18 protein-coding genes, 1 rRNA gene and 1 pseudogene are annotated in these 21971 nt (G+C 60.7%); 11 read left to right on the top strand and 9 right to left on the bottom strand.

What is annotated here, in order from left to right; all coding sequences use genetic code 11:
* Positions 1-188 precede the first annotated feature (188 nt).
* The 4 genes from rrf (at position 189) to ACFZPT_RS19635 (ending at position 4063) form a co-directional block, all read left to right on the top strand.
* A 5S ribosomal RNA gene (rrf, locus tag ACFZPT_RS19650) occupies positions 189-304 on the top strand.
* Positions 305-497: 193 nt separating this feature from the next.
* Positions 498-1157 (top strand): paraquat-inducible protein A, encoded by a 660-nt coding sequence (locus ACFZPT_RS19645; protein WP_034095739.1) that lies wholly within the window; start codon positions 498-500, stop codon positions 1155-1157.
* Entirely contained in the window at positions 1144-1767 is a 624-nt protein-coding gene (locus tag ACFZPT_RS19640; protein ID WP_034095740.1) for a paraquat-inducible protein A, read from the top strand. Before ACFZPT_RS19645 ends, ACFZPT_RS19640 begins: the two co-directional genes overlap by 14 nt.
* Positions 1760-4063, top strand: a complete 2304-nt coding sequence (locus tag ACFZPT_RS19635; RefSeq protein WP_034095741.1) for a PqiB family protein — start codon at positions 1760-1762, stop codon at positions 4061-4063. The genes ACFZPT_RS19640 and ACFZPT_RS19635 overlap by 8 nt, the downstream gene beginning before the upstream one ends.
* 145 nt (positions 4064-4208) lie before the next feature.
* On the opposite strand, the gene mksF is transcribed toward ACFZPT_RS19635, so the two are convergent.
* From mksF to mksB, 3 genes are read right to left on the bottom strand one after another with little or no spacing between them, the layout of a single operon-like run.
* Positions 4209-7049: an Mks condensin complex protein MksF gene (gene mksF / locus ACFZPT_RS19630; protein WP_034095742.1), complete on the bottom strand. Its 2841-nt coding sequence runs from the start codon at positions 7047-7049 to the stop codon at positions 4209-4211.
* Positions 7046-7753, bottom strand: a complete 708-nt coding sequence (gene mksE / locus ACFZPT_RS19625; RefSeq protein ID WP_034095743.1) for an Mks condensin complex protein MksE — start codon at positions 7751-7753, stop codon at positions 7046-7048. The genes mksF and mksE overlap by 4 nt, the downstream gene beginning before the upstream one ends.
* Positions 7743-9020, bottom strand: coding sequence for an Mks condensin complex protein MksB (gene mksB / locus ACFZPT_RS19620; protein ID WP_099313235.1), 1278 nt, complete (start codon positions 9018-9020; stop codon positions 7743-7745). The genes mksE and mksB overlap by 11 nt, the downstream gene beginning before the upstream one ends.
* A gap of 186 nt (positions 9021-9206) precedes the next feature.
* Here mksB and ACFZPT_RS19615 point away from each other — a divergent pair, with 186 nt between their 5' ends.
* Positions 9207-9950, top strand: coding sequence for a hypothetical protein (locus tag ACFZPT_RS19615; RefSeq protein WP_052202160.1), 744 nt, complete (start codon positions 9207-9209; stop codon positions 9948-9950).
* Entirely contained in the window at positions 9943-10395 is a 453-nt protein-coding gene (rimI, locus tag ACFZPT_RS19610; protein ID WP_034095746.1) for a ribosomal protein S18-alanine N-acetyltransferase, read from the top strand. Before ACFZPT_RS19615 ends, rimI begins: the two co-directional genes overlap by 8 nt.
* A gap of 56 nt (positions 10396-10451) precedes the next feature.
* Here rimI and ACFZPT_RS19605 read toward each other — a convergent pair whose 3' ends face one another.
* Positions 10452-10856 (bottom strand): hypothetical protein, encoded by a 405-nt coding sequence (locus ACFZPT_RS19605; protein ID WP_034095747.1) that lies wholly within the window; start codon positions 10854-10856, stop codon positions 10452-10454.
* 138 nt (positions 10857-10994) lie between these two features.
* Between ACFZPT_RS19605 and can the strand changes: the two genes are divergently transcribed.
* Entirely contained in the window at positions 10995-11639 is a 645-nt protein-coding gene (gene can / locus ACFZPT_RS19600; protein ID WP_034111649.1) for a carbonate dehydratase, read from the top strand.
* On the opposite strand, the gene ACFZPT_RS19595 is transcribed toward can, so the two are convergent.
* From ACFZPT_RS19595 to ACFZPT_RS19580, 4 genes are all read right to left on the bottom strand, one after another.
* On the bottom strand, positions 11636-12157 hold the full coding sequence (locus ACFZPT_RS19595) for an SET domain-containing protein (RefSeq protein WP_034095749.1): 522 nt from the start codon (positions 12155-12157) through the stop codon (positions 11636-11638). The genes can and ACFZPT_RS19595 overlap by 4 nt on opposite strands.
* 147 nt (positions 12158-12304) lie before the next feature.
* Entirely contained in the window at positions 12305-13474 is a 1170-nt protein-coding gene (locus ACFZPT_RS19590) for a hypothetical protein (RefSeq protein WP_034095750.1), read from the bottom strand.
* Positions 13475-13579: 105 nt separating this feature from the next.
* On the bottom strand, positions 13580-15283 hold the full coding sequence (acpA, locus tag ACFZPT_RS19585; protein WP_379555539.1) for an acid phosphatase: 1704 nt from the start codon (positions 15281-15283) through the stop codon (positions 13580-13582).
* 236 nt (positions 15284-15519) lie between these two features.
* Positions 15520-16938, bottom strand: coding sequence for a short-chain fatty acid transporter (locus ACFZPT_RS19580; RefSeq protein WP_034095752.1), 1419 nt, complete (start codon positions 16936-16938; stop codon positions 15520-15522).
* Positions 16939-17123: 185 nt separating this feature from the next.
* Here ACFZPT_RS19580 and ACFZPT_RS19575 point away from each other — a divergent pair, with 185 nt between their 5' ends.
* Entirely contained in the window at positions 17124-18413 is a 1290-nt protein-coding gene (locus ACFZPT_RS19575; protein ID WP_034095753.1) for an MFS transporter, read from the top strand.
* Positions 18414-18416: 3 nt separating this feature from the next.
* Here ACFZPT_RS19575 and ACFZPT_RS19570 read toward each other — a convergent pair whose 3' ends face one another.
* Positions 18417-19787 (bottom strand): gluconate:H+ symporter, encoded by a 1371-nt coding sequence (locus tag ACFZPT_RS19570; protein ID WP_034095754.1) that lies wholly within the window; start codon positions 19785-19787, stop codon positions 18417-18419.
* A 220-nt stretch (positions 19788-20007) separates the two neighbouring features.
* Here ACFZPT_RS19570 and ACFZPT_RS19565 point away from each other — a divergent pair.
* The 3 genes and pseudogenes from ACFZPT_RS19565 to ACFZPT_RS19555 form a co-directional block, all read left to right on the top strand.
* A pseudogene (locus ACFZPT_RS19565) lies at positions 20008-20784 on the top strand (PAS domain-containing protein); the annotation flags it as partial.
* On the top strand, positions 20764-21324 hold the full coding sequence (locus ACFZPT_RS19560; protein WP_371263984.1) for a methyl-accepting chemotaxis protein: 561 nt from the start codon (positions 20764-20766) through the stop codon (positions 21322-21324). The pseudogene ACFZPT_RS19565 and the gene ACFZPT_RS19560, both read left to right, overlap by 21 nt.
* 57 nt (positions 21325-21381) lie before the next feature.
* The gene (locus ACFZPT_RS19555) at positions 21382-21957 is read left to right on the top strand and encodes a flavin reductase family protein (protein ID WP_034095756.1); all 576 of its coding nucleotides are present in this window, start codon (positions 21382-21384) and stop codon (positions 21955-21957) included.
* Positions 21958-21971: the final 14 nt, after the last annotated feature.

The raw sequence follows: 21971 nt of genomic DNA, 5'->3' as shown, positions 1-21971 counted from the left end.
AGCTAACCAATACTAATTGCCCGTGAGGCTTGACCATATAACACCCAAGCAATTTGAGTCGAAAGGCCAGATTGCGGTGTGTGAAGACGCAATGAACCGAAAGTTCGATGCTCACAAAACACCGACAGCTGTCACATACCCAATTTGCTGAAGCGAGGCCAAAAGGTCACGAGTCAGTACCCGAATTTCTTGACGACCATAGAGCATTGGAACCACCTGATCCCATCCCGAACTCAGCAGTGAAACGATGCATCGCCGATGGTAGTGTGGGGTTTCCCCATGTGAGAGTAGGTCATCGTCAAGATTAAATTCCGAAACCCCAATTGCGAAAGCAATTGGGGTTTTGTTTTGCGCGCTGGAAAACATTAGAAGCTCGATTAGGTTTACCTTCTACTCAGTCCAAGAGCACCGCCAAATCGCCGACAAATTTGAACAGTTATTTCTGAACCAGACCACTAGAATAGGCACCTAACCATTTTTAGAGTCAGAGCCCTACTATGCCCGATCCGGTTGATGCCACAGAGGTGTCGGATTTACCGCTGGACGACCTGGTGGCCTGCCATGAGTGCGACCTGCTGATGCGCAAACCCGTGCTCGCTGTTGGCGAAAAAGCCCAGTGCCCACGTTGCGGTTACGAGCTGTACGCTCACCGACATAACGTGGTTGAGCGAAGCCTTGCCTTGGTACTTGCTGCACTGTTGTTGTACATCCCTGCGAACTTTCTGCCGATCATGCAGCTCAATCTACTGGGTCAGTCTTCCGAGGACACCGTGTGGAGCGGCGTTGTCGGTCTCTTCGACACAGGCATGCAGGGTGTGGCCATCGTGGTCTTCCTTTGCAGCATGGGCATTCCCTTGCTCAAGTTGCTGTGTCAGTTAGCCGTGCTGTTGAGCATACGGTGGAACATCGGCCGCAGTTATGGCCTGCTGTTCTACCGCATTTACCACCACATGAAAGATTGGGGGATGCTGGAGGTCTACTTGATGGGCGTACTGGTGGCGATCGTCAAGCTCGCTGACATGGCGTCCATCACGATTGGCCTGGGCCTTGGTTGCTTTGTCAGTTTGTTGATGGTTCAGGTCCTGCTTGAGGTGGTGATGTCGCCCCACCAGATCTGGCAAGCGCTGTCAGGGGAGGATGATCATGCGGGCGATTGATGCGGGCATTCTGATTTGCACAGAATGCCATGAGTTGAATAAGCAAGAGCCAGATGTGGATGAGCAAGTGTGCAGCCGCTGTGGCGCGCTGGTTCATGCTCGCCGCCCTGATAGCCTTACTCGTACTTGGGCGTTGTTGATCACCGCCGCTTTGCTCTACATCCCTGCCAATATGCTGCCCATCATGACGGTCAACTCCTTGGGGCAGGGCGATCCCAGTACCATTATGGCCGGTGTTATCCAGCTGGTGCAGCATGGTATGTACCCGATTGCCGCAGTGGTATTCATCGCGAGTATTCTTGTGCCGACATTCAAGCTGGTGGGTATCGGTTTGTTACTGTTCTCGGTGCAGCGCCATCAACCGCTCTCGGCGCAACAACGTATCGTGATGTACCGTTTTATTGAATTCATTGGCCGCTGGTCCATGTTGGATATCTTCGTGATCGCCATCCTCGTGGCGGTCGTAAACTTTGGACGACTTGCCAGCGTCGAGGCCAACCTCGGCGCTGCGGCGTTCGCCAGTGTGGTGATCTTGACGATGCTTGCCGCTGTAACTTTCGATCCCCGACTGATTTGGGATAACACGGAGTCGGACGACGACCATGAGTGACTTGCCTAAAGCTAAAACCCGCCCTGCTTCCAACTGGTCAGCCATATGGGTGTTGCCTCTGATTGCCCTGATTATCGGCGGGTGGCTGGGGTGGCGTGCTTACTCCCAGCAGGGCATCGAAATCCAGGTGCGCTTTGAAAGCGGCGAGGGCATCCAGGTCAACAAAACCGAAGTGGTTTATAAAGGCATGCCCGTGGGCAAGGTCAAAGCCTTGGCACTTGATGACGAAGGCAACAATCGCGGGGTGATCGCCACCATCGAGATGGGTAAGGACGTCGAGCAATACCTCAAAACCAACACGCGCTTCTGGCTGGTCAAGCCCAGCGTCAGCCTCGCGGGCATCACCGGTTTGGAGACCCTGGTATCAGGCAACTACATCGCTGCCAGCCCTGGCGATGGCGAACCCACTCGCAAATTCAAGGCGCTTTCCGAAGAGCCGCCTCTGTCCGACGCCAAGCCCGGCCTGCACCTGACCGTCAAAGCCGACCGCCTCGGCTCACTCAACCGTGGCAGCCCGGTGTTCTACAAGCAGATCCAGGTGGGTCAGGTCAAAAGCTATCTGCTGTCCGAAGACCAAAGCACCGTTGAGATCAAACTCTACATCGAGCCGACTTACGCGCACCTGGTGCGCAAACACACGCGTTTTTGGAATGCCAGCGGTATCAGCATCGACGCTAACCTCTCCGGCGTCAAAGTGCGCAGCGAGTCGCTTTCCAGCATCGTAGCCGGTGGTATCGCCTTCGCCACGCCAGAAAATCGCAAAGACAGTCCGCCCACCGATCCAAGCTTGCCGTTCCGCTTGTACGAAGATTTCGACGCGGCCGCCGCCGGTATTCGTGTGAAGGTCAAGCTGGCTGACTTCGAAGGCCTGCAAGCGGGGCGCACGCCGGTCATGTACAAGGGCATCCAGGTCGGTAGCCTGAAAACTCTGAAGATCGATCCGGATCTGTCCAGCGCCAATGCGGAATTGACCCTAGACCCCTTGGCCGAAGATTACCTGGTGCAGGACACCCAGTTCTGGGTGGTGAAACCTTCCATCTCCCTTGCCGGCATCACCGGTCTGGAAGCCTTGGTCAAAGGTAACTACATTGCCATCCGCCCTGGTGACAAAGGCAGTGCCCCGCAACGTGAGTTTGTCGCGCGGGCCAAAGCGCCGCCGTTGGACCTGCGTTCTCCGGGCCTGCATATGGTGTTGTTCACCGACAACCTGGGCTCCCTGGATGTCGGCAGCCCGATCCTCTACAAGCAGGTCAAAGTCGGTTCGGTGCAGAGCTACCAATTCTCGCGCAAGAGCAAGCAACTGGTGATTGGCGTTCACATCGAGAAGGAATACGAAAACCTCGTCAACGGTTCGACGCGGTTCTGGAATGCCAGCGGCGTGACGCTGACCGGCGGCCTGACCGGCGGCATCCAAGTAAAAAGTGAGTCCCTGGCGAGCCTGATGGCCGGCGGTATCGCTTTCGAAACCCCGCAGGCAAACGTTCCGCTGAAAAAACGTATCCCTCGTTTCCGTCTGTTTGCCGACCGTGAGGCCGCCAATCAACATGGGACCCTCGTCACCATCAAGGTCGACCGCGCCGATGGCCTGCGCCCAGGAACCCCGGTGCGCTTCAAGGGGTTGGATGTGGGCAAGATCGAAAGTGTCGACCTGAGTGCCGATATGCAGTCGGTCATGCTCAGTGCGCGTATCACCCAAGTGGCCGATCGCGTTGCGCGCGTCGGCAGTCAGTTCTGGGTGGTCAAGCCTGAGTTGGGCCTGATGAAAACGTCCAACCTCGAAACCTTGGTCACCGGTCAGTACATCGAGGTGCAACCGGCGGCGAAAAATGCCGGCCCGCAGAAAAATTTCGTCGCGCTAAATCAACCGCCGGAAGTCGTGAACCAAGAAGCTGGTTTGAGACTGGTCCTGAGCGCAGCGCGTCGCGGTTCTCTCAAGGAAGGCGTGCCGGTTACCTATCGTGAAGTCACCGTGGGCAAAGTCACCGGTTACGAGCTGGGCCAGACTGCCGACCGTGTGTTGATCCATATCCTGATCGAACCCAAGTACGCGCCGTTGGTGCGCAGTGGCAGCCGTTTCTGGAACACCAGTGGGTTCGGGCTCGACTTCGGCCTGTTCAAAGGCGCAACGGTACGCACCGAGTCCCTGGAGACTCTGGTGGCGGGTGGTATTGCATTCGCCACGCCGGAGGGTGAGCGCATGGGTAACGCCGCGCGTGCCCAACAAACCTTTCCGCTGTTCGACAAGTTCGAAGATGAATGGCTGACCTGGGCGCCCAAGATTCCACTGGGCAAATAAACCGAGGCGCGGCAATCGGGGGCAAGCCCCCTCCCACATAAATCGGGATGTGGGAGGGCTTGCTCCCGACAAGAGCCTCAACATCACCACAAAAAAAGGCCGCGATCCATAAGATCGCGGCCTTTTTGCATTTCAGTGCAACCGGTCAGACTTCATCCAGCTCCGGTTCATCCGCCTGCACGTTTACCGTGGCCTTCACCACATCACGACGACGGATGTACTTCCAGTCCGCCTCGTCGATGTAGATACCATTCGGTCCGCTACCGCCTTCCAAGTCGATAGCCACCTGGGCGGAAACCTGGGGTTTCACACTCGCCAGGATCGGCACGAAGCCCAGCTGCAAACTGGTTTCCAGCAGCGCGGCCTGGTTCTTCTCATCAATATCCGCCGCTTCATCCAGGTAGTACGGCAAACGCACACGACCGGCCTGGTCGCGGTCCATCAAGTGCAGCAACAAATACATGTTGGTCAGCGCCTTGATGGTCATGGTAGTGCCGTTGGACGCCGCGCCATCGATATCGGTGTGAATCACCGGCTGGCCGTTGACCTTAGTGATTTCGAAGGCCAGCTCGAACAGATCCTTGAGGCCCAACTGGTTATGGTTGGCGGCCACCAGGCGAGCCAGGTATTCCTTGGCTTCTTCGTTCTTGTTGTCCTGCTCGGCGCTCTGGCTGAGATCGAACACCGACAGGGTTTCGCCTTCTTCGTATTGACCGGCGCTGTGGATGATCTGGTCGATATGCTTGAGCGCTTCCTTGTTCGGTGCCAGTACGATGCGGAAGCTCTGCAGGTTGGACACCTGACGCTTGTTGATCTCGCGGTTGAACAGCGCCAGTTGGTGTTCAAGGCTGTCGTAATCGCTGCGGATATTGCGCAAGGTGCGCGCGATATCAGTGACCGCCGCACGGCGTGCCTTGCCCAGGGTCAGGGCTTCATCGGTGCGGTGGGCATAAGCGTTGATCAGCAGTTGCAGGCGACGTTCCACATCATCCTCGCTGTCGAACTTGGCCACACCCTTGAGGCGCACCTGAGCGTACAGCGCTTCGATCTGACCATCGGCGCGTAGCAGGCCCTGCCAGCTGTCCTGATAGTCATTGAGCAGCGGCAGCAGATTGTCCATGGAATCGTCGATAGGGTCCATGAACGGCGTGCCGAACGGCAAGTCCGCAGGCAGTAATTGACGACGGCGCAACGCGTCATCCAATGTGCGCTGCTTGGCTTCCATGTCGCCGATTTGACGCCCGACCAGTTGCAGCTTGGCCGACAGTTGCTGGACTCGTTCGGTAAACGCGTCGCTGGAGCGCTTCAACTCGTCCTGGGCCGCTTCCATCTGCGCCAGGCTTTCCAGCTTCTCACCTTCTTCGGCGCTCAAGGTCTGCGCGCGACGGAAATCCTCCAAGGCTTTCTGTGCGTCCAGCACCTGCTGGTACAGCGCTTCGGTCTGGGTTTTGCTCGCGGCGCGGTCAGCCGCCACGGCTTGCTGAGTTTTGAGCTGCTTGAGTTCTTTTTCCAGGCGCTCTTTCTGGTCGCGCAACGCCGCACGATCCGCGAGGGCCTGCAATGCCGGCGGTTCGATGTGGGAAATGTCGATAGACAACCCCGGCACTTCAAAGCGCTCGCCCTTGAAGCCATCAAGGATCTGCTCCAGGGATTTAACCCACAGGCCATCCTCATCCAGCGTGATGCCATGCTCGCCCAACGGCAGGCTGAACAGCGCACTGTTGAACAGTCGCATCAGACGCTCGACATCCTGCTGTGAGAATTCTTCCCGCAGCTTGGCGTAGCTGTTGTTGTCCGCATGGTCTAGCTGCTGCTTGACCGACTTCAAGCGCTTTTCCAGGTCACGCAAGCGCTCGTCCAAGTCTTCGGCGCTGAACTGTCGCGACTGCGCCAGCGCGCCCGCGAGTTCGTCGTGAGCGTCCTTGGCCGCGAGCAATTGCTGCTCCAGCACTTTCACATCGTCCACCAACGCGAAGCGATGTTTGAGCACCGACAATTCACCCAGCCAACGCTGGATGCCGCTGATTTCCCGCTCCAGGCGCATCAGCTCTTGAGTGCCGCCGCGCTGGTCGTTCTGCAGCGCGTCCTGTTCGTTGCGGTAATGCTCGGCCTGGATGGTCAGCTCTTCCTTGCGTGCACTGGCGTAGTCCGACCAGGTGCCCAGCAGCGAATCCAACAGTGGCGACAGGCGATGCAGTTTGCCGCGCAGGATGTCGCGGTGCTTCACGCCATTGGCCAGGGCTTCGACCAGCGGCCCGGCGGCCACCAGGGAGTTGTAGTCCTGTTCCATGCGTCGCACATCGCGGAAGGCTTCTTCGCACGCGGCGATGTAATCCACACTGCCGGAACGCAGGCTGTGTTCAAACGCATCGAGGAACAGCTGCTTGAGCTTGGCCGCGGTGATTTCGCGCATGTGCAGCAGGTTGATAAACAGCGCGCGGAAGGTCTTCAGGCTCTGCTCGCTGGTGGAGCGCAGCGGGATCAATGTCAGGTCCAGCGGGATCGACGTGTGGCCGCCGACCAGCAAACGCCGCAGTTCATCCGGCTTGAGTTCGTAAGCCTTGAGGCCCTCGCGCTCAAGGTTGGTGAACAGTTCTTTCTGACGCAGGCAGGTGTCGTTTTTCTGGTAGTGGGCCAGGTCGAGCTTGCCGGCATAGGCAAAGAATTGGTGGCCGAAACCACCGCCCGGCCCGCGGCCGACCACACCGATCACATGCGGGCCGTGGGGCAGGGAGACTTCCACGAGGATGTAGCTGGTGTCGCTGGCAAAGTAGAAGCGCCGCGATTGTTCCAGGGTGTACTTGCCGAAACTCATGTCCGACATGCGCGCCAGGATCGGGAACTGCAGGGCGTTGATTGAGGCGGACTTACCCAGGTTGTTCGCGCCGTACACCGACAGCGGCTCTTCCAGCGGAAACAAGCCCAGGCTGTAACCGGCGGTGTTCAATAGGGCGAAGCGGCGGATGCCGTAGCGTTCCTTACTCATGCGTCGGTCTCCTGTTCTTCGGCAATGGCACGGGCCAGGGCGTCTTCTTCGCTCTCGTTGTCAAACTCGCTGAGGTCCAGCGGGTCATCGGTCTGCAGCAGTTTCTCATCGCTGTCTTCGTCGATGATCACCGGCGCCGGCAGAGGCAAGACGCTGTGCACACTGGCTGCCAGGTCGCGGTCCTGCTGCACCGACAGGCACACGTCGAGGAACCGGTGCATCGGCGGCAGGAAGCGGTACACGCCGTTGTCTTCGCTGGCGAATCCGAGTTGGGTCATGCGGCGCATGATTTTTTCTTCGAGTTCTTCCTGGGTCTGCACTTCGGCCTGAATAAACAGGTCGCGGTACTTTTCCAGCAGCGACGGCAGCTCGTCGCGGCCCAGGCTGCCACCGTCCAGCACAGCGATTGGGTCGCGGCCCTGGTCGGCCAGGTGCTCGACGATGATGAAGGTGAATAGCGCCAGGCGCTGCGCGGTCTTGTTGACCTGCGCGGCAGCCACGGCGGTGTCGGGCACGAAGTAGTAGAAGCCCCGAGTGTCGCAAACCAGCTCAAAGCCCAGGGCCTTGAACAACGTGCGGTACTGGTCCTGGAAGTTCGACAGTTGGGCGTACAGCTCCGGGTCGCGGCGGCTGACATGGTAACCCTTGAACAGCTCGCGGAAGATCGGCGCCAGCTGGGACAGTTCGGATAGATCAAGATGCATGAGGAATGCTCGCAGAATGCTCGGCCGCGTCAGGCGTGGCCGGGAGCAGGGCGAAGGAGCGCAGGCTGACCTGGTGCTCGTGGGTGTGATAGTCGCGACGTTCCAGGCGTTCGCGCTTGAAGCGTTTTTCGCGGGACAGGCGTGAGAACCAGTACAGCAATTCGTCGGTGGCGCCGTCCGGTTCCTGCTCCAGCAGCCAAGTCATCAAGTCCGGCATCGGCAACGCGTCTTCGCAGCGTTCGAGCATCTCTTTGACCGTGCGCGGCGCGCGTTGGGCTTCGCCCTTGTGGGACTTGTGAGCCTTGGGGAACCGCGCAGGCTTGGGCTCGAAATTCGCCAGGGCATACACATAGGCTTCGACCTGGCTCGCACTGCCCAGGAAGGTACTTTGCGGTCGGGTAAACATCGGCATTGCCGCTTGCGGCACCGCGTCCAGGCCCTTGCGTCGAATGGCCGACAAGGCCAGCGCCGCGCCACGGGTCACGGCGTTGTGCCGGCGCGCTTCTTCACGCAGCGGCAGCAGCAGTTCCCGCGCATGGCGCAAGGTCAGTTGGGCGCTGGTCTGCATTTCGAGGATGCGCGCGTGGGTACGCAGCAGCATGTCATCGTCCACCAGATGGCCGAGGCGCTGCTGTTCGGTGAGCAGGCGCAACAGCACGTTTTCCACTTTGCGCACGCCTTGTTCGAAGGCGCCGTCGGCGTTCACCAGTTGGATCATCGGTTCGACGTATTCGTCCCAGGTCGCCAAGACCTCGGCGTAACGCTGGCGCAACGGGATCTGCCGGTCACTGGTCTTGGCGCGGTCGGCCACGGCGGCCAGGGCCTGTTCGTCGTTGGCGAGTTTTTTCAGCACGTCGCGCACGCGCATGTCGAGCAAGCGCAGTTGGCGGGCCAGGTCGTGGCCGTCGCGGATGTCGAAGGCGTCCTGGATATAACCGGCCAGGCGCTCAAGGTGGCGCAGGTAGGCTTCAATCTCCAGGCACAGGCCCAGCCGGTGCTCCTTGCGAAGATAGGCCAGGAAATCGTGGATCTGCGCGTTAAGCTCGAAGCGATTCGGGCTCTTGGCCACAGGCACGAGGATGTCGAGGCGAATCCACACGTCCAACAGGCTGGTGATGTCCTGGGGCGTGCTGTCCAGTTGTTGGGCGGCCAGTTGCGCGCGCAGCTCGCCGAGGCTCAGGGTGCCTTGGTCGAAGTGTTCGCACAGTGGCTCAAGTAAGGCCCAGTGTTCGGCGAGGGCGCGCAGGACGCGCTTGGGTTCGATCATGGGAATGGCCGCTGGTTGGCGATTAAAAGTCGCGATTGTACTGCATCGGACGGGGGATTTATCCACAGCCGGTCAGTGTGCAGTGGGCGATTGTGAGCGAACAGCGGTAGAATCCCCGCTCTTTACTTATCCACAAGTGGCCGAGCTGTGCTTATCGAGTCCCGACGTCGCGCTTACTTGACCGCCATGCAGGTGGTCAATTGGCTGCCCCGTACCGAACTGCCGTTTGCCGCACCGTCGCGGCCCGAGTTGCTGCAAGCGCTTGAGCCCGACGCGGTGTTCGAGTCTTCGGGGGAGGAAGCGGCCCCGCCGGTCGCGGTGATCAAGTCTGCGCCCGAGACACGCCCAACGGTGGAGCGGGCCAAGATCGAAGTCCCGCGGCCCTCGCCAGTGGTCAAGCCGGCCGTGGTCGAAGAGGCTGCGCCGGTGGTCAAGGCGCCGGTGGTGCCGCCGCCGCGTTTTGCCCTGCAATTGCTGCGCGCCGGGCGTTGCCTGCTGCTGGTGGAGCTGCCCACCGGCGAGCGCTTCCAGACCCGCGACCCGGCCTATCTATTGCTCAAGGACATGCTGCGCGCCGCCGGCCTGCCCGACAGCCCGCAGATCGTCGGCGACCCGGTGCGCTGGCCGCTGCTGACGCGCGGCACCATGGATCAAGGCCCCGAGGCTGCGCGCGACTTTGTGCAAGGCTTTGTGGCGGCGCGCCTGGAAGACGAGCCCAGCGTGTGTGTGTGGTTGATCGGCCTGCCCGCTGTGCGTTTTGCCGGTGAAGCCAACGCCGAGGCGTGGTATCGCGAGCTGCAGGTCGACAGCCTGGGCTCGGTATGGGCCCTGCCGGGCCTGGAATTATTAATGGAAGAGCCACAGCGTAAGGCTGATGTCTGGCAAGCCATGCGCCGGCTGATGGCGCGCTGGAAAACAACCGATGAGTGAGGCTTTATCCTTCCGCCCGATGACCGAGGCCGACCTCGACGCCGTGCTGAAAATCGAATATGCGGCGTTCAGTCACCCCTGGACCCGTGGGATTTTTCTCGATGGGCTGGGCAAGTACCAGATCTGGTTGATGTTCGAAGGCGAGCAGCAAGTGGGGCACGGTGTGGTGCAGATCATTCTCGACGAGGCGCATCTGCTCAATATCACGGTAAAGCCGGAAAACCAGGGCCGCGGTCTGGGCCTGGCATTGCTCGAACACCTGATGTCCCGCGCACATGCCGCGAACGCGCGGGAGTGCTTCTTGGAAGTGCGGGACAGCAACACCGCAGCGTTCCGGTTGTACGAACGCTACGGTTTCAACGAAATCGGCCGTCGCCGGGATTACTACCCGGCCGTGGGTGGCCGGGAAGATGCGGTCGTCATGGCCTGTACTCTGGTCGACTGACCACCCGAGCCAATGTGGGAGGGGTTAAGCCGCCTCCCACAGGTGAACCGCGCTAGTCAGCGTTTGCCACCTATAGGGTCGATATCCGCCAGTTCTGCCTCATCCAGTCCATTCCCACCGCCGATATCGTCCTCGTCTACAACACTTAGATCGAAATCGGCAGGGCTGTCTTCCCCGGCCTCTCGCGCATCCCGCGCGCCGTCTTCGTGGATCAGGGTTTCGGGGCTCATGTCGTCGTCGGTGGCTTCATGATCGTCGGTGGAGGCTCCGGTCATCCCGGCTTCACGCACGCGCTCGTCAGGCATCAGGTGTTCGCGCTCGCCACGGGGGATTTCGTCGCCGATTTCTGCGCTAGGAGCCTCGTCGTCGAAATCCAGCTCGCGCATCGAGCCCATGCGGTCTTCGTTGTCATCAATCGGTTCGGGCTGGGTAGCGCCGTAGGGACGTCGTGATTCAGTCATGGCCAATCCTCATACTGTGGGGCATATAGTGTGTGGACAGGCACCACGCCCGAAAGATTCAAGCTAATTGCCGCGCGGCGTGACCTGGACGAGTGGTCGTGTGTCACACAGCTGCGCATCATTCCTGAGGCTTTCCTGATGAACGAACTACAAGACCTGCTTGATAACAACGAACGCTGGGCGGATGCGATCAAACAGGAAGATCCCGAATTCTTCGCCAAGCTCGCCCGCCAGCAAACCCCGGAATACCTATGGATCGGCTGTTCCGATGCACGGGTGCCGGCCAACGAGATCGTCGGCATGTTGCCGGGCGATCTGTTTGTGCACCGCAACGTGGCCAACGTGGTGCTGCACACCGACCTCAATTGCCTGTCGGTGATCCAGTACGCGGTCGATGTGCTCAAGGTTAAACATATCCTCGTCACCGGCCACTATGGCTGCGGTGGCGTGCGGGCTTCGATGCAGGACCGCCAGTTCGGCCTGATCGATGGCTGGCTGCGCACCATTCGCGACCTTTACTACGAAAACCGTGAGCTGCTGGCTCAGTTACCGACCGAAGAAGAGCGCGTCGACCGCTTGTGCGAGTTGAACGTGATTCAGCAGGTGGCCAACGTGGGTCACACCAGCATTGTGCAGAACGCCTGGCATCGCGGGCAGAGCCTGTCGATCCATGGTTGCATTTACGGCATCAAGGATGGCCGCTGGAAGAGTTTGAACACCACCATCAGTGGCTTCGAGCAACTGCCGCCGCAATACCGCCTGCGTCCATTGGGCGAAGCCTAAGGCCGCTTGCGTTCGCGCCATCGAGCCATGAACGCCTGCCCTTCGGCGTTCAGTGGCTCATCGCGACCGGTGATCCAACCCCGGCAGTTCAACTCGCCGCACTGGCAGGCGAATTGCCGGAACAGCACGTCTTCGGTGCTGGCGTAGTCGCGGGTCAGTGGGGCGCCGACAGGGATGTCGCGTAAGGTCCAGACTTCCAGGTAATGCAGGTCGAGAAACACATTCGGCGTGCAGGAGTGCGGGAACAGGCCGCTGAACCAGCCATCGTAAAGATGAATGCGCGACGACAGTTGCAGGGTATGCAAGCGCCGCTCACTCAAGGCGTAGCCCGATATCTTGGCGATGCAAACGCGGCTTTCGAACGGGACGCGCGCAGTGATCCGCATGGTCAGCCCATCGGCCGATGGCACGACGTCGAAGTCGCGTGTGGAGGGGTAGTCGTTTCCAAGCGCGGGCTTGAACGGGTAAAGACAGTCACTTCTGGCATTTTTAGCCTTAGCCATGGCCTGAGTCTTCATAACTCTCCTTGGTCAGGCTGCATCGACCTGCGGGTGGTGGCTGACGGCCAGTCTTGCAGCAGATGGGCTCCGGGCAAGACTCGCTGATGTTGGATCCGATTTCTACTGTCAAATCTGACAGTAGAAATCAGCTGTTTTTTGTGCGTTTTACAGCGCTGGCGCCGTGATTGTGGGGGTTGGCGCCGGTTCCTTCAGCTGTTTGAGATGGGTTTTGATCGGCGGCGTGGCGCATTTTTCATTGGCTTGTTCCGGCGTCAGCTTGCGTACCGAGGTGTAGAACAGCTCACAGGTCTGCTCCTTGCGCGTGACTTGCCAGGTATTCATGCAGGCTTTGAGCAACACATTCGGGTCGCTGGCCGGTTTCTGCCCCATGCCGGCCTGCCAACAGGCGGCGCTCAAATCCTGGCCCATGACTTTCAAACCCGCCTCATCGGCCTTCTGCTCGTTGCCGTCATAGGTCGCCGGGTCGGCGGCATACCAAATGTAGCTGGGGTGGTTGGAACCCAGCACCGATACGCTTTGGCCGGCGGCCGGGCTGATCTGCGCCAGGCCCAGCACGCCCACGGTTTGCCCATATTGCTGCTTGATCCAGTTACGCACCGGTGCGCCGAACGCCACCATCGGCAGCGCTCCGTTGGGCAGCAGGCTCAGCTCCTTGACCATACGCGTCTGGTAGTCGGTGAAGTAGCTGTAGACCGCCTCCAGGTCTTTACCGGCGTTGGACGGCGCGGCGATGGGGGCGATATCGATAATGGTCTGATAGGCCGGGGTCTCGGTGGCGGGGACGCCGTTATCGGTGAGCAGCGTCGCCCAGCGGTCGGTAGTGGCGGACTCCAGGTAGTCCTGGGCCTGAGTCAACGAGTAGTCCGGCGGGAAGTGCAGCAACTCGATGCTCTTACGGTTTTCCAAGGCCATGCCCAGCGGCAGGAACAGGTACCAGTTATAGGCCCACTTGCCGTCGCTATTGAGCTTGCTGGCGCCCTGATACGCCAGGTCGGCGGTGTCGAGCAGGGTGGTCAACGGTTGACCATAGGTGTCCGGCACGCCGCTGAACGTCGCGGTGAGCTGGCCGTCATGGCTTTTCACGCTGACTTTGGCGCGGCTGTAACCGTCGCGTTGCAAGCTCTGGTTCAGGTAATGCTCAGCGGTCTGCTCCAGCGTCCATGGCCGAAAACAGATCACATTGCAGTTATTGGGAAACGCGAATAATTGGGTGACGCGTTGCGTGCTGCCCAAAGGTACTTGGATATCGGCCTGCACGACCGCACTGGCCATCAGTGCGGCCAGGGTCAGGGACAGCCTGGTCGATTTGAACATAATTGATTCCTTGTCAGCGAAAGCCCGTCTGCGCGGGATGAAGGCCCACTTGCACACAGTAGCGGCTGACCAGGAAAACCGCGTGCTAAATCGCCAAGGGTGTCGCTATTGGATAAGAAACTGCAGTGCGTTGCTTAGATCGCCCATCGGTGCCTGACCACGCGCAATCATGGCGTCATCGCGCTGCTTGAGGCCGGGCAGGGTCTCCAATTGGAATACCCGGGTAATCAGGCGCAGGATCGATGCGGTGTCGTATACCGTATGGTCCACGGTGCCCTTGCGCGCAAACGGCGACACCACCAGCGCCGGCACCCGACTGCCCGGCCCCCAGCGGTCGCCCTTAGGCGGCGCGACGTGGTCCCACCAGCCGCCGTTTTCATCGACGGTCACCACCACCACCATGTTTTTCCATTGGGGGCTTTCCTGCAGCACCTTCAAGACACGCGCGATATGGCGATCGCCGGAAGCCACATCGGCATAACCGGCGTGCATGTTCAGGTTGCCCTGGGGCTTGTAGAACGTCACCGCCGGCAGCTTTCCGGCTTGTGCATCGGCCAGGAACTTGTTGGTACTGGACTCATCGCCCAACCCACCATCACGAAGACGTTTGCTGCGTTCCGCCGGGTTCTGCGGCCCCTGTTGCTTGAAGTAATTGAACGGCTGATGGTGGTACTGGAAATTGGGGATCTTCGGGATACCGCCCGAGTCCTTGAACTGATCCAGCGTCGCCTGCCACGCCCCGGCGTACCAGGCCCAGTCGATATTCTTCTGCGACAGCTTGTCGCCGATGTGTTCGTGGGTCTGCGGCACCAGCACGTTGGGCAGGTCGGGCTTGGAGTAATCCGGGTTTTGCGGGTCGCGTATCCAGGTCGGCCAATAGGGCGGGGCCAGGGTATTGACCGCGTAACCGTCCGGGGTCAGGGCGCTGGGGCCGAACTGCGGCGGGCCGCTCATCGCGCTGGCCGGGGAGTTGTCCAGCGGCTTGAGGCGCGTGTCGGTGGGGTCATCGCTTTGCAACGTGGCGATCTGCGATTTAGCCACCGATTGTGCGGCGTTCGGGTACACCGGCGCGGTGGCGCTGATCAGGTATTGGTGGTTGAGAAACGAACCGCCAAACGCACCCTGAAAGAAGTTGTCGCAGAGCACGAACTCTTTGGCTACATCCCACAGGCGCAGGGAATAACGGCTCTGGGCGTAATGGCCCATCACCAGCCCGCCGGCGTCGGCCCAGGCGACAAAACCGTCGTTCTTGCCACCGTTGATCTGCATCTGGTTCTGGTAAAACACATGCCATAGATCGCGGGTCACAAGGCTCAACGGCAAATCTTCGGCATTCGGGCCCTTGAGGGCGAATGGTGCGTTGGGCAGGTTTTCCTGGAATTGCGCTGCGTTGGGGTAGGTCACCCCGTCCACGCTTTGCGGCCCGACCTGCAGCACACCGCCCCAGGCTGGAGGCAGGGTGGCCAACAGGCTGCCGTCGCGGTCGCGTTGCTGGTATTGAGCGGCAGACAGCGCCGACAGCGGTTTCTCCACGCCGGGGAAATCCGCAAACAAATTATTGAAGCTGCGGTTTTCGGCGTAGATCACCACCACGGTTTTAACCTGGTCGCGCAGGGCTTTGTCTAGCTCCTGCGGGGTCAGTGGTCGTGTCTGGGGTGGGTTTGGCCCTTCGCCGGTGTGGCCGCAGCCGCTCAAGGTAGCGCCCACCCCCAGTACCGCCGCGCCTCCCAGGAAGCGCCGACGGCTGGTGTCTACGGGCGGTTGAGTTCCGGAATTGGTGGAAGGGCGGTCTTCGTGCTCGTCGCTCATTGCGGGGGAGTCCTGGCGAGATGTTGCAAGATGTTTCGCAGGACGGTAGCAGGGGGAGATGACGGAACCAAGACAACGGCGCGACCAGCCGAAGCTGCGAGGCCCTGTGGGAGGGGGCTTGCCCCCGATGACGGCCTGACAGCCGACTAGAGTTTCGCATCAGACCGAGTACATATACCGGCTGGCGCGCCTGATTGACTGCGCCCGTTGCAATAACTGGCGCAGTCCCCATTCGCCTACGGCATCACCGGCGGCAAATACGCCAGCGTGGTCCCCAGTGCCCACAACAAAAACAACACCAGCGGCGTGTGCACCAGCAATTGCACGAACGAGAAACCGATCAAATCCCTCGCTTTAAGCCCCAGCACGCCCAATAGCGGCAACATATAGAACGGGTTGATCAGGTTCGGCAGCGCTTCGGCGGCGTTGTAGATCTGCACCGACCAGCCCAGGTGGTACTGCAGATCGTTGGCCACTTGCATCACATACGGTGCCTCGATGATCCACTTGCCTCCGCCCGACGGAATAAAGAAGCCCAGCACCGCCGAGTACACCCCCATCAGCAGTGCGTAGGTGTCGTGGGAGGCAATAGAGGTGAAGAACGTTGAGATATGGTGCGCCAGGGTCTGGCCGTCGCCGCCCTTGACCACCGTCATCAGCGCGGCGATCGAACCGTACAGCGGGAATTGGATCAACACCCCGGTGGTGGTCGGCACCGCACGGGCCACGGCATCCAGGAAGCTGCGCGGGCGCCAGTGCAGCAGCGCACCGACCATGATGAACAGGAAGTTATAGGTATTGAGCCCCGAGATGGCACTGATCGCCGGCTTGGTCGAAAACTCATGGAACAGCCAACCGGCGGCCAGCAGCGCCAGCAGGATGGTCAGCAGCGGGCTGTGTTCCAGCCATTCGCCGGGGCGCGTCGGCGCCTGTGGCTTGGGCAGGTTGAAAGCCGGGTCGACGCCGCAAGCCTGGGCGTCGCGGGCGCTGTTCGGGCCGGGGGCGGTGGCGTAGGCGATGATCAGCGACACCACGATCAGCGCCAGCAACAGCACACCGGACTGCCACAGGAAGATCGTCTCGGTGAAGGGGATCATCCCGGTGATCGCCAGGATCGATGGCGGCAAACTGCCTGGGTTGGCCTGCAACTGCGCGGCCGACGACGACAACCCCAGGGCCCACACGGCGCCCAGGCCCAGGTAGGCGGCCGCACCCGCCGCGCGGTAATCCATGCGCAGATCGGTACGCCGGGCCAGGGCGCGTACCAGCAACCCGCCGAACACCAGGGACAAGCCCCAGTTCAGCAGCGACGCGACCATGGAAATCAGCGCCACCCACGCCACGGCCGAGCGGCCGTTCTTGGGGATGCGCGCCAGGCGGTCAATCAAGCGCACCGCCGGCGGTGAGCTGGCGACCACATAACCGCCGATTACCACAAAGGCCATTTGCATGGTGAACGGGATCAGGCTCCAGAAACCATCGCCAAAGGCTTTGGCGGCGTCGGTCGGAGCGGCGCCCATGCCCAGGGTCGCCACGGCCACGATGATCACCGCCAGTGCGGCGAACACCCAGGAGTCCGGGAACCAGCGTTCGGCAAAGTTGGAGCAGCGCAGGGCAAATCGGGCATAGCGGCTTTCTTCGATAGCGTCGGCCACGAGTGATTCCTCTTGTCGTTATTATGGGTTTGGCAGTTTTCCGGCATGTTCCGCTACGGCCATTGATATGGGAATGCAGTTATCTTCATCGATCCATGAGGAAAACAAATATATCTGCCGCGATTGCCATGATCCGGTTCAACTCATAACCTGCACGCCATTTTGTTTGTCTGCCGAGCCATTCCATGACTGCCACCTCTGTCGCACAGGCGCAGCGCTTTTCCCGCTCCGACTACAAAACCCTGGGCCTGGCCGCCTTAGGCGGTGCCTTGGAAATCTACGACTTCATCATCTTTGTGTTTTTCGCGCTCACCCTGAGCCAACTGTTCTTCCCGCCGGAAATGCCCGAATGGCTGCGCCTGCTGCAAAGCTTCGGCATCTTTGTCACCGGCTACCTCGCGCGCCCGTTGGGTGGCATCCTGATGGCGCATTTTGCCGATCACCTGGGGCGCAAACGGGTATTCAGCCTGAGCATCTTGATGATGGCCTTGCCTTGCCTGCTCATCGGGATCATGCCCACCTATGCCCAGATCGGCTATTTCGCACCGCTGATCCTGCTGGCGCTGCGAGTGCTGCAAGGTGCGGCGGTGGGCGGTGAAGTGCCCAGTGCCTGGACCTTCGTCGCCGAGCACGCGCCGCGCAACCATCGCGGGTATGCCCTCGGTTTCCTACAGGCAGGGCTGACCTTCGGCTACTTGCTCGGCGCCCTGACCGCGACGCTACTGGCGCAAGTTTTTACAGCTGCTGAGATCCTTGACTACGCCTGGCGTTTCCCCTTCCTGCTCGGCGGCGTATTCGGAGTAATCGGCGTTTGGCTGCGCCGTTGGCTCAGTGAAACGCCAGTCTTCCTGGAGATGCAGGCGCGTCGCCAGGCCGCCGCCGAACTGCCGCTGCGCACCGTATTGCGTGACCACCGCGCGGTGCTGCTGCCGGCGATGATCCTCACCTGTGTTCTCACCTCGGCAGTGGTGGTGCTGGTGGTTATCACCCCGACTATGATGCAAAAAACCTTCGGCATGAGCCCCAGTCACACCTTCGCGTTAAGCGCGCTGGGCATCGTGTTTCTCAATATCGGTTGCGTGCTTGCCGGCCTGCTGGTGGACCGCATTGGGGCCTGGCGCGCAGTGCTGGTTTACAGCCTTTTGCTGCCGGTGGGAATTGCGCTGTTGTACGCCAGCCTCATCGCCGGCGGTGTGTGGCTTGGTGCGGCGTACGCCGTGGCGGGCTTGAGCTGTGGCGTGGTGGGCGCTGTGCCGTCGGTGATGGTTGGTCTGTTTCCGGCGCCGGTGCGGGTATCGGGGATTTCCTTTACCTACAACATCGCCTACGCGCTGTGGGCCAGCACCACCCCGCTGATGCTGATCGCATTGATGCCCACCAGCCCGTGGATTTGCGTGGGCTACTGCGTGGTGATGGGTGCGGTGGGAGTGGGCAGTGTGGCGCTGTTTGGCAAGCGCCACACCTTGATGGCCTGAGGGTCAGGTCAAGAAGTGCCAGAGCAGCAAGGTGCCGACCAGGCCGACCACGGAAACGATGGTCTGCAGCACTGACCAGACCCAGATAGTCTGCTTGAGCTGCAGCCCGAAGTATTCGCGTACCATCCAGAACCCGGCATCGTTGACGTGGCAGAAGAACACCGAGCCGGCACCGATCGCCAGGGCCACCAGTGAGCTTTGCGTCGCCGCCAGGCCCGCCATCATCGGTGCCAGGATGCCCGCGGTTGTGGTGGTGGCGACGGTGGCCGAACCCGTGGCTTGGCGCAACGCCACGGCGATCAGCCAGGCCAGCAGCAGATAGGGCATGTGTGCGCCTTCTGCAGCTTTGCTGATGGTCTGGCTAACGCCTGCGTCGAGCAGGGTTTGCTTGAGGCCGCCACCGGCACCGATGGTCAACAGCAACACCGCAATCGGAGCGAGGGCCTTGCGCAAGGTATTGCCGACCTCAGCCCGCGGCATGCCGGCGGCCCAGCCCAGGCAGATCACCGCGCCAATCACCGCCAGGCCGAGGGCGATCAGCGGTTCGCCGAGGAATTTGAGCGTCAGGCCGGCGCTGCTGTCGGCGGGCAACGCAACCTTGGCCAAGGTGCTGCCGAGCATCAGAATCACCGGCAACAGGATGATCAGCAACGACACGCCAAAGCCCGGCTGGCGCGGGGCCTTGGGCGGTGCACTGAACAGCGCGCCGATGTCGGCAGGTTCATCCACATGCAGGCGCTTGGACAACCAGTTGCCATAGATCGGCCCGGCCAGCATCACCGCCGGCACCGCCAGGCAAAAACCCAGCAACATGGTCAGGCCCAGGTCGGCGTGCAACGCGCCCACCGCTATCAACGGCCCCGGATGGGGCGGCATCAGGGCGTGCAACGTGGTCATACCCGCCAGCGCCGGGATGGCGATTTTCAGCAAAGGCTGGTTTGAACGTTTGGCCATGACAAAGATGATCGGCACCATCATCACCAAGCCCACTTCGAAGAACAGTGGCAAGCCGATCACCATCGCTACCAAGGCCATGACCCACGGTAATGACTTGCCCTTACCCAGCCCCAATAGCGTGGTGGCGATACGGTCGGCCGCGCCGGACTCGGCCATCAGTGCACCGAGCATCGAGCCCAGGGCGATGATAATTCCAGCCTCCCCAAGGATCGCCCCGGCGCCTTTACTGAAGGCTTTAGCCACCTCTTCCGGCGGCAGGCCGGCGCCGACCCCAGCGATAAAGGTGCCGATCAAAATCGATAGGAACGGCGGTAACTTGGTCGCGCTGATCAGCACGATGATGCTGGCGATAGCCAGTAAGACGCAAAACATAAGGCGAGTGTCGTGAACCATCCACGCAGCAGTCGATAACTCCAAAACGGAACTCCTTATCGAACAGGTTGGGGAATTGTTTCTTTTTGTTTCCTGCGTGCAAAAGCATACCTGATCGCCCGATGGCGCCACAGGAAGCTGCGCTGGATCAACGATGTTTCATCTTTCCAATATTTAGGGTTCTACTTGCTTCGTTAGGGCTTCAGAAAACCCCGGCAGCGCCGATGCAGCTCAGATCTATTTCCCTAATCGCCATCGGTGAACCATGTTCAACACCCGTTTGAAGCAAGAGCTAGCAGCTCTTCGCGAAGAGTTGTCCAGCTTGAATCAGGTCAAGGAGAGCCTCGAAAGCGAAATGCTGTGTTTGACTCTGGATGCCGAGGGCCGGGTGGAATGGGCCAATACCAATTTTCTGCAGGAGTTGGCTTACCAGGCGAGCGCGATTCTGGGACGCCCGATTGAAGAGTTGGTACCGGCTCACGTACGTCAGGACTCGTTCCAACTGCGCTTCAAGAATGCGCTGACACGCGGTGAGCATTTCGCCGGCACCGTGCGCCTGATGCGCGGCAATGGCAAGGAAGCGTGGCTGCGCTCGATTGTGCAGCCTGTGCGCGACGCAAGCGGGCGGATCAAGCGCTTTTCGATCTTCTCCAGCGACCTCACCCGCACCATCGAAGCCTCGCGCGAGCATGAAAACCTGATCGGCGCGCTGGTGCGTTCCACGGCCGTGATCGAATTCGACCTGGGCGGGCATGTGCTCACCGCCAATGACCGCTTCCTCAATGGCATGGGTTACACCCTGGCGCAGATCCAGGGCAAGCATCACCGGATGTTTTGTGAACCACAGGAATACAACAGCGAGGCCTACGCGCAGTTCTGGCAGCGTCTGAACGCCGGTGAGTTCGTCGCGGCGCGCTTCAAACGAGTGGATAGCCATGGCCGCGCGGTGTGGCTGGAAGCCACCTACAACCCGGTGCTCGACGCTAACGATCGGCTGTACAAAGTGGTTAAGTTCGCCACGGTGATCACCGATCAGGTCACCCGCGAACAGGCGGTATCCGACGCCGCCAATATTGCCTACAGCACCTCCGTGCAAACCGACAACAGTGCACAGCGCGGCACCGCAGTGGTGACTCAGGCGGTGGGTGTGATGCGCGACCTGGCCCAGCATATGCAACAGGCCGGAGAGGGCATCGAGGCGCTGAACGCTCAGTCCCAAGTGATCGGCAGTATCGTCAAGACCATCAGCGGTATCGCCGAGCAGACCAACTTGTTGGCACTCAACGCGGCGATTGAAGCGGCGCGCGCCGGAGAGCAGGGCCGGGGCTTCGCGGTGGTGGCCGATGAGGTGCGCCAGTTAGCTTCACGCACCAGTAAAGCCACCGAGGAAATCGTCGGCGTGGTGCGCCAGAACCAAGACATGGCGCGCGATGCGGTCAGCTTGATGACCGATGGTCGACTGCAAGCCGAGCAAGGTCTGGCCCTGGCGGCGGAAGCGGGCACGGTGATTGTGGAGATCCAGGATGGCGCGCAGAAAGTGGTCAGCGCTGTAGGACAATTCGCCAATCAACTGTCGAGCTGACCCTTGGAGCTTGTGCTTGAGGTATCGTAGGTTTTTTCGCTTGAAGAGCCGACCTGCATGAGCCCTGAACACTGCCGTCCTGTCCCGCTGCCCAAGGCCTACCGCTTGCTCAATCACGGCCCAACCGTGCTGGTGAGCGCCGCCCATGACGGCCAGCGCACCATCATGGCGGCCGCCTGGGCGATGCCGCTGGATTTCGAACCGCCGAAAGTCGCGGTGGTGTTGGACAAAGCCACCTGGACCCGCCAACTGCTGGAAGGCGCCGGCACCTTCGCAGTGCAGGTGCCGTGTGCGGCCCAGGCCGACCTGGTGCAAACCGTCGGCACGACCAGCGGCCGTGACCTCGACAAGTTCGCCGCCTATGACCTGCGCACCTTCACAGGTGAACACACCGACGCTCCGTTGCTGGAAGGTTGCGTGGCATGGCTGGAGTGCCGCCTGCTCCCCGAGCCGCACAACCAGCAGACCTATGACCTGTTCCTCGGTGAAGTGGTGGCCGCCTATGCCGATGAGCGCGTGTTCAGTGACGGCCACTGGCACTTCGATGGGCATGACGCGTTGCGCACCCTGCACCATGTGGCGGGCGGGCATTTCCTGACCATCGGCCAGCCGATCGATGGGCGCCAGTTGTAAACCTGACCAGCGCG

The sequence above is a fragment of the Pseudomonas sp. MD330_10 genome, assembly GCF_042610415.1.
Classification (GTDB): Bacteria; Pseudomonadota; Gammaproteobacteria; order Pseudomonadales; family Pseudomonadaceae; genus Aquipseudomonas; species Aquipseudomonas rhodesiae.
The sequence above is the reverse complement of the archived record's forward strand: the minus strand, read 5'-3'. Positions and strand labels throughout refer to the sequence as shown.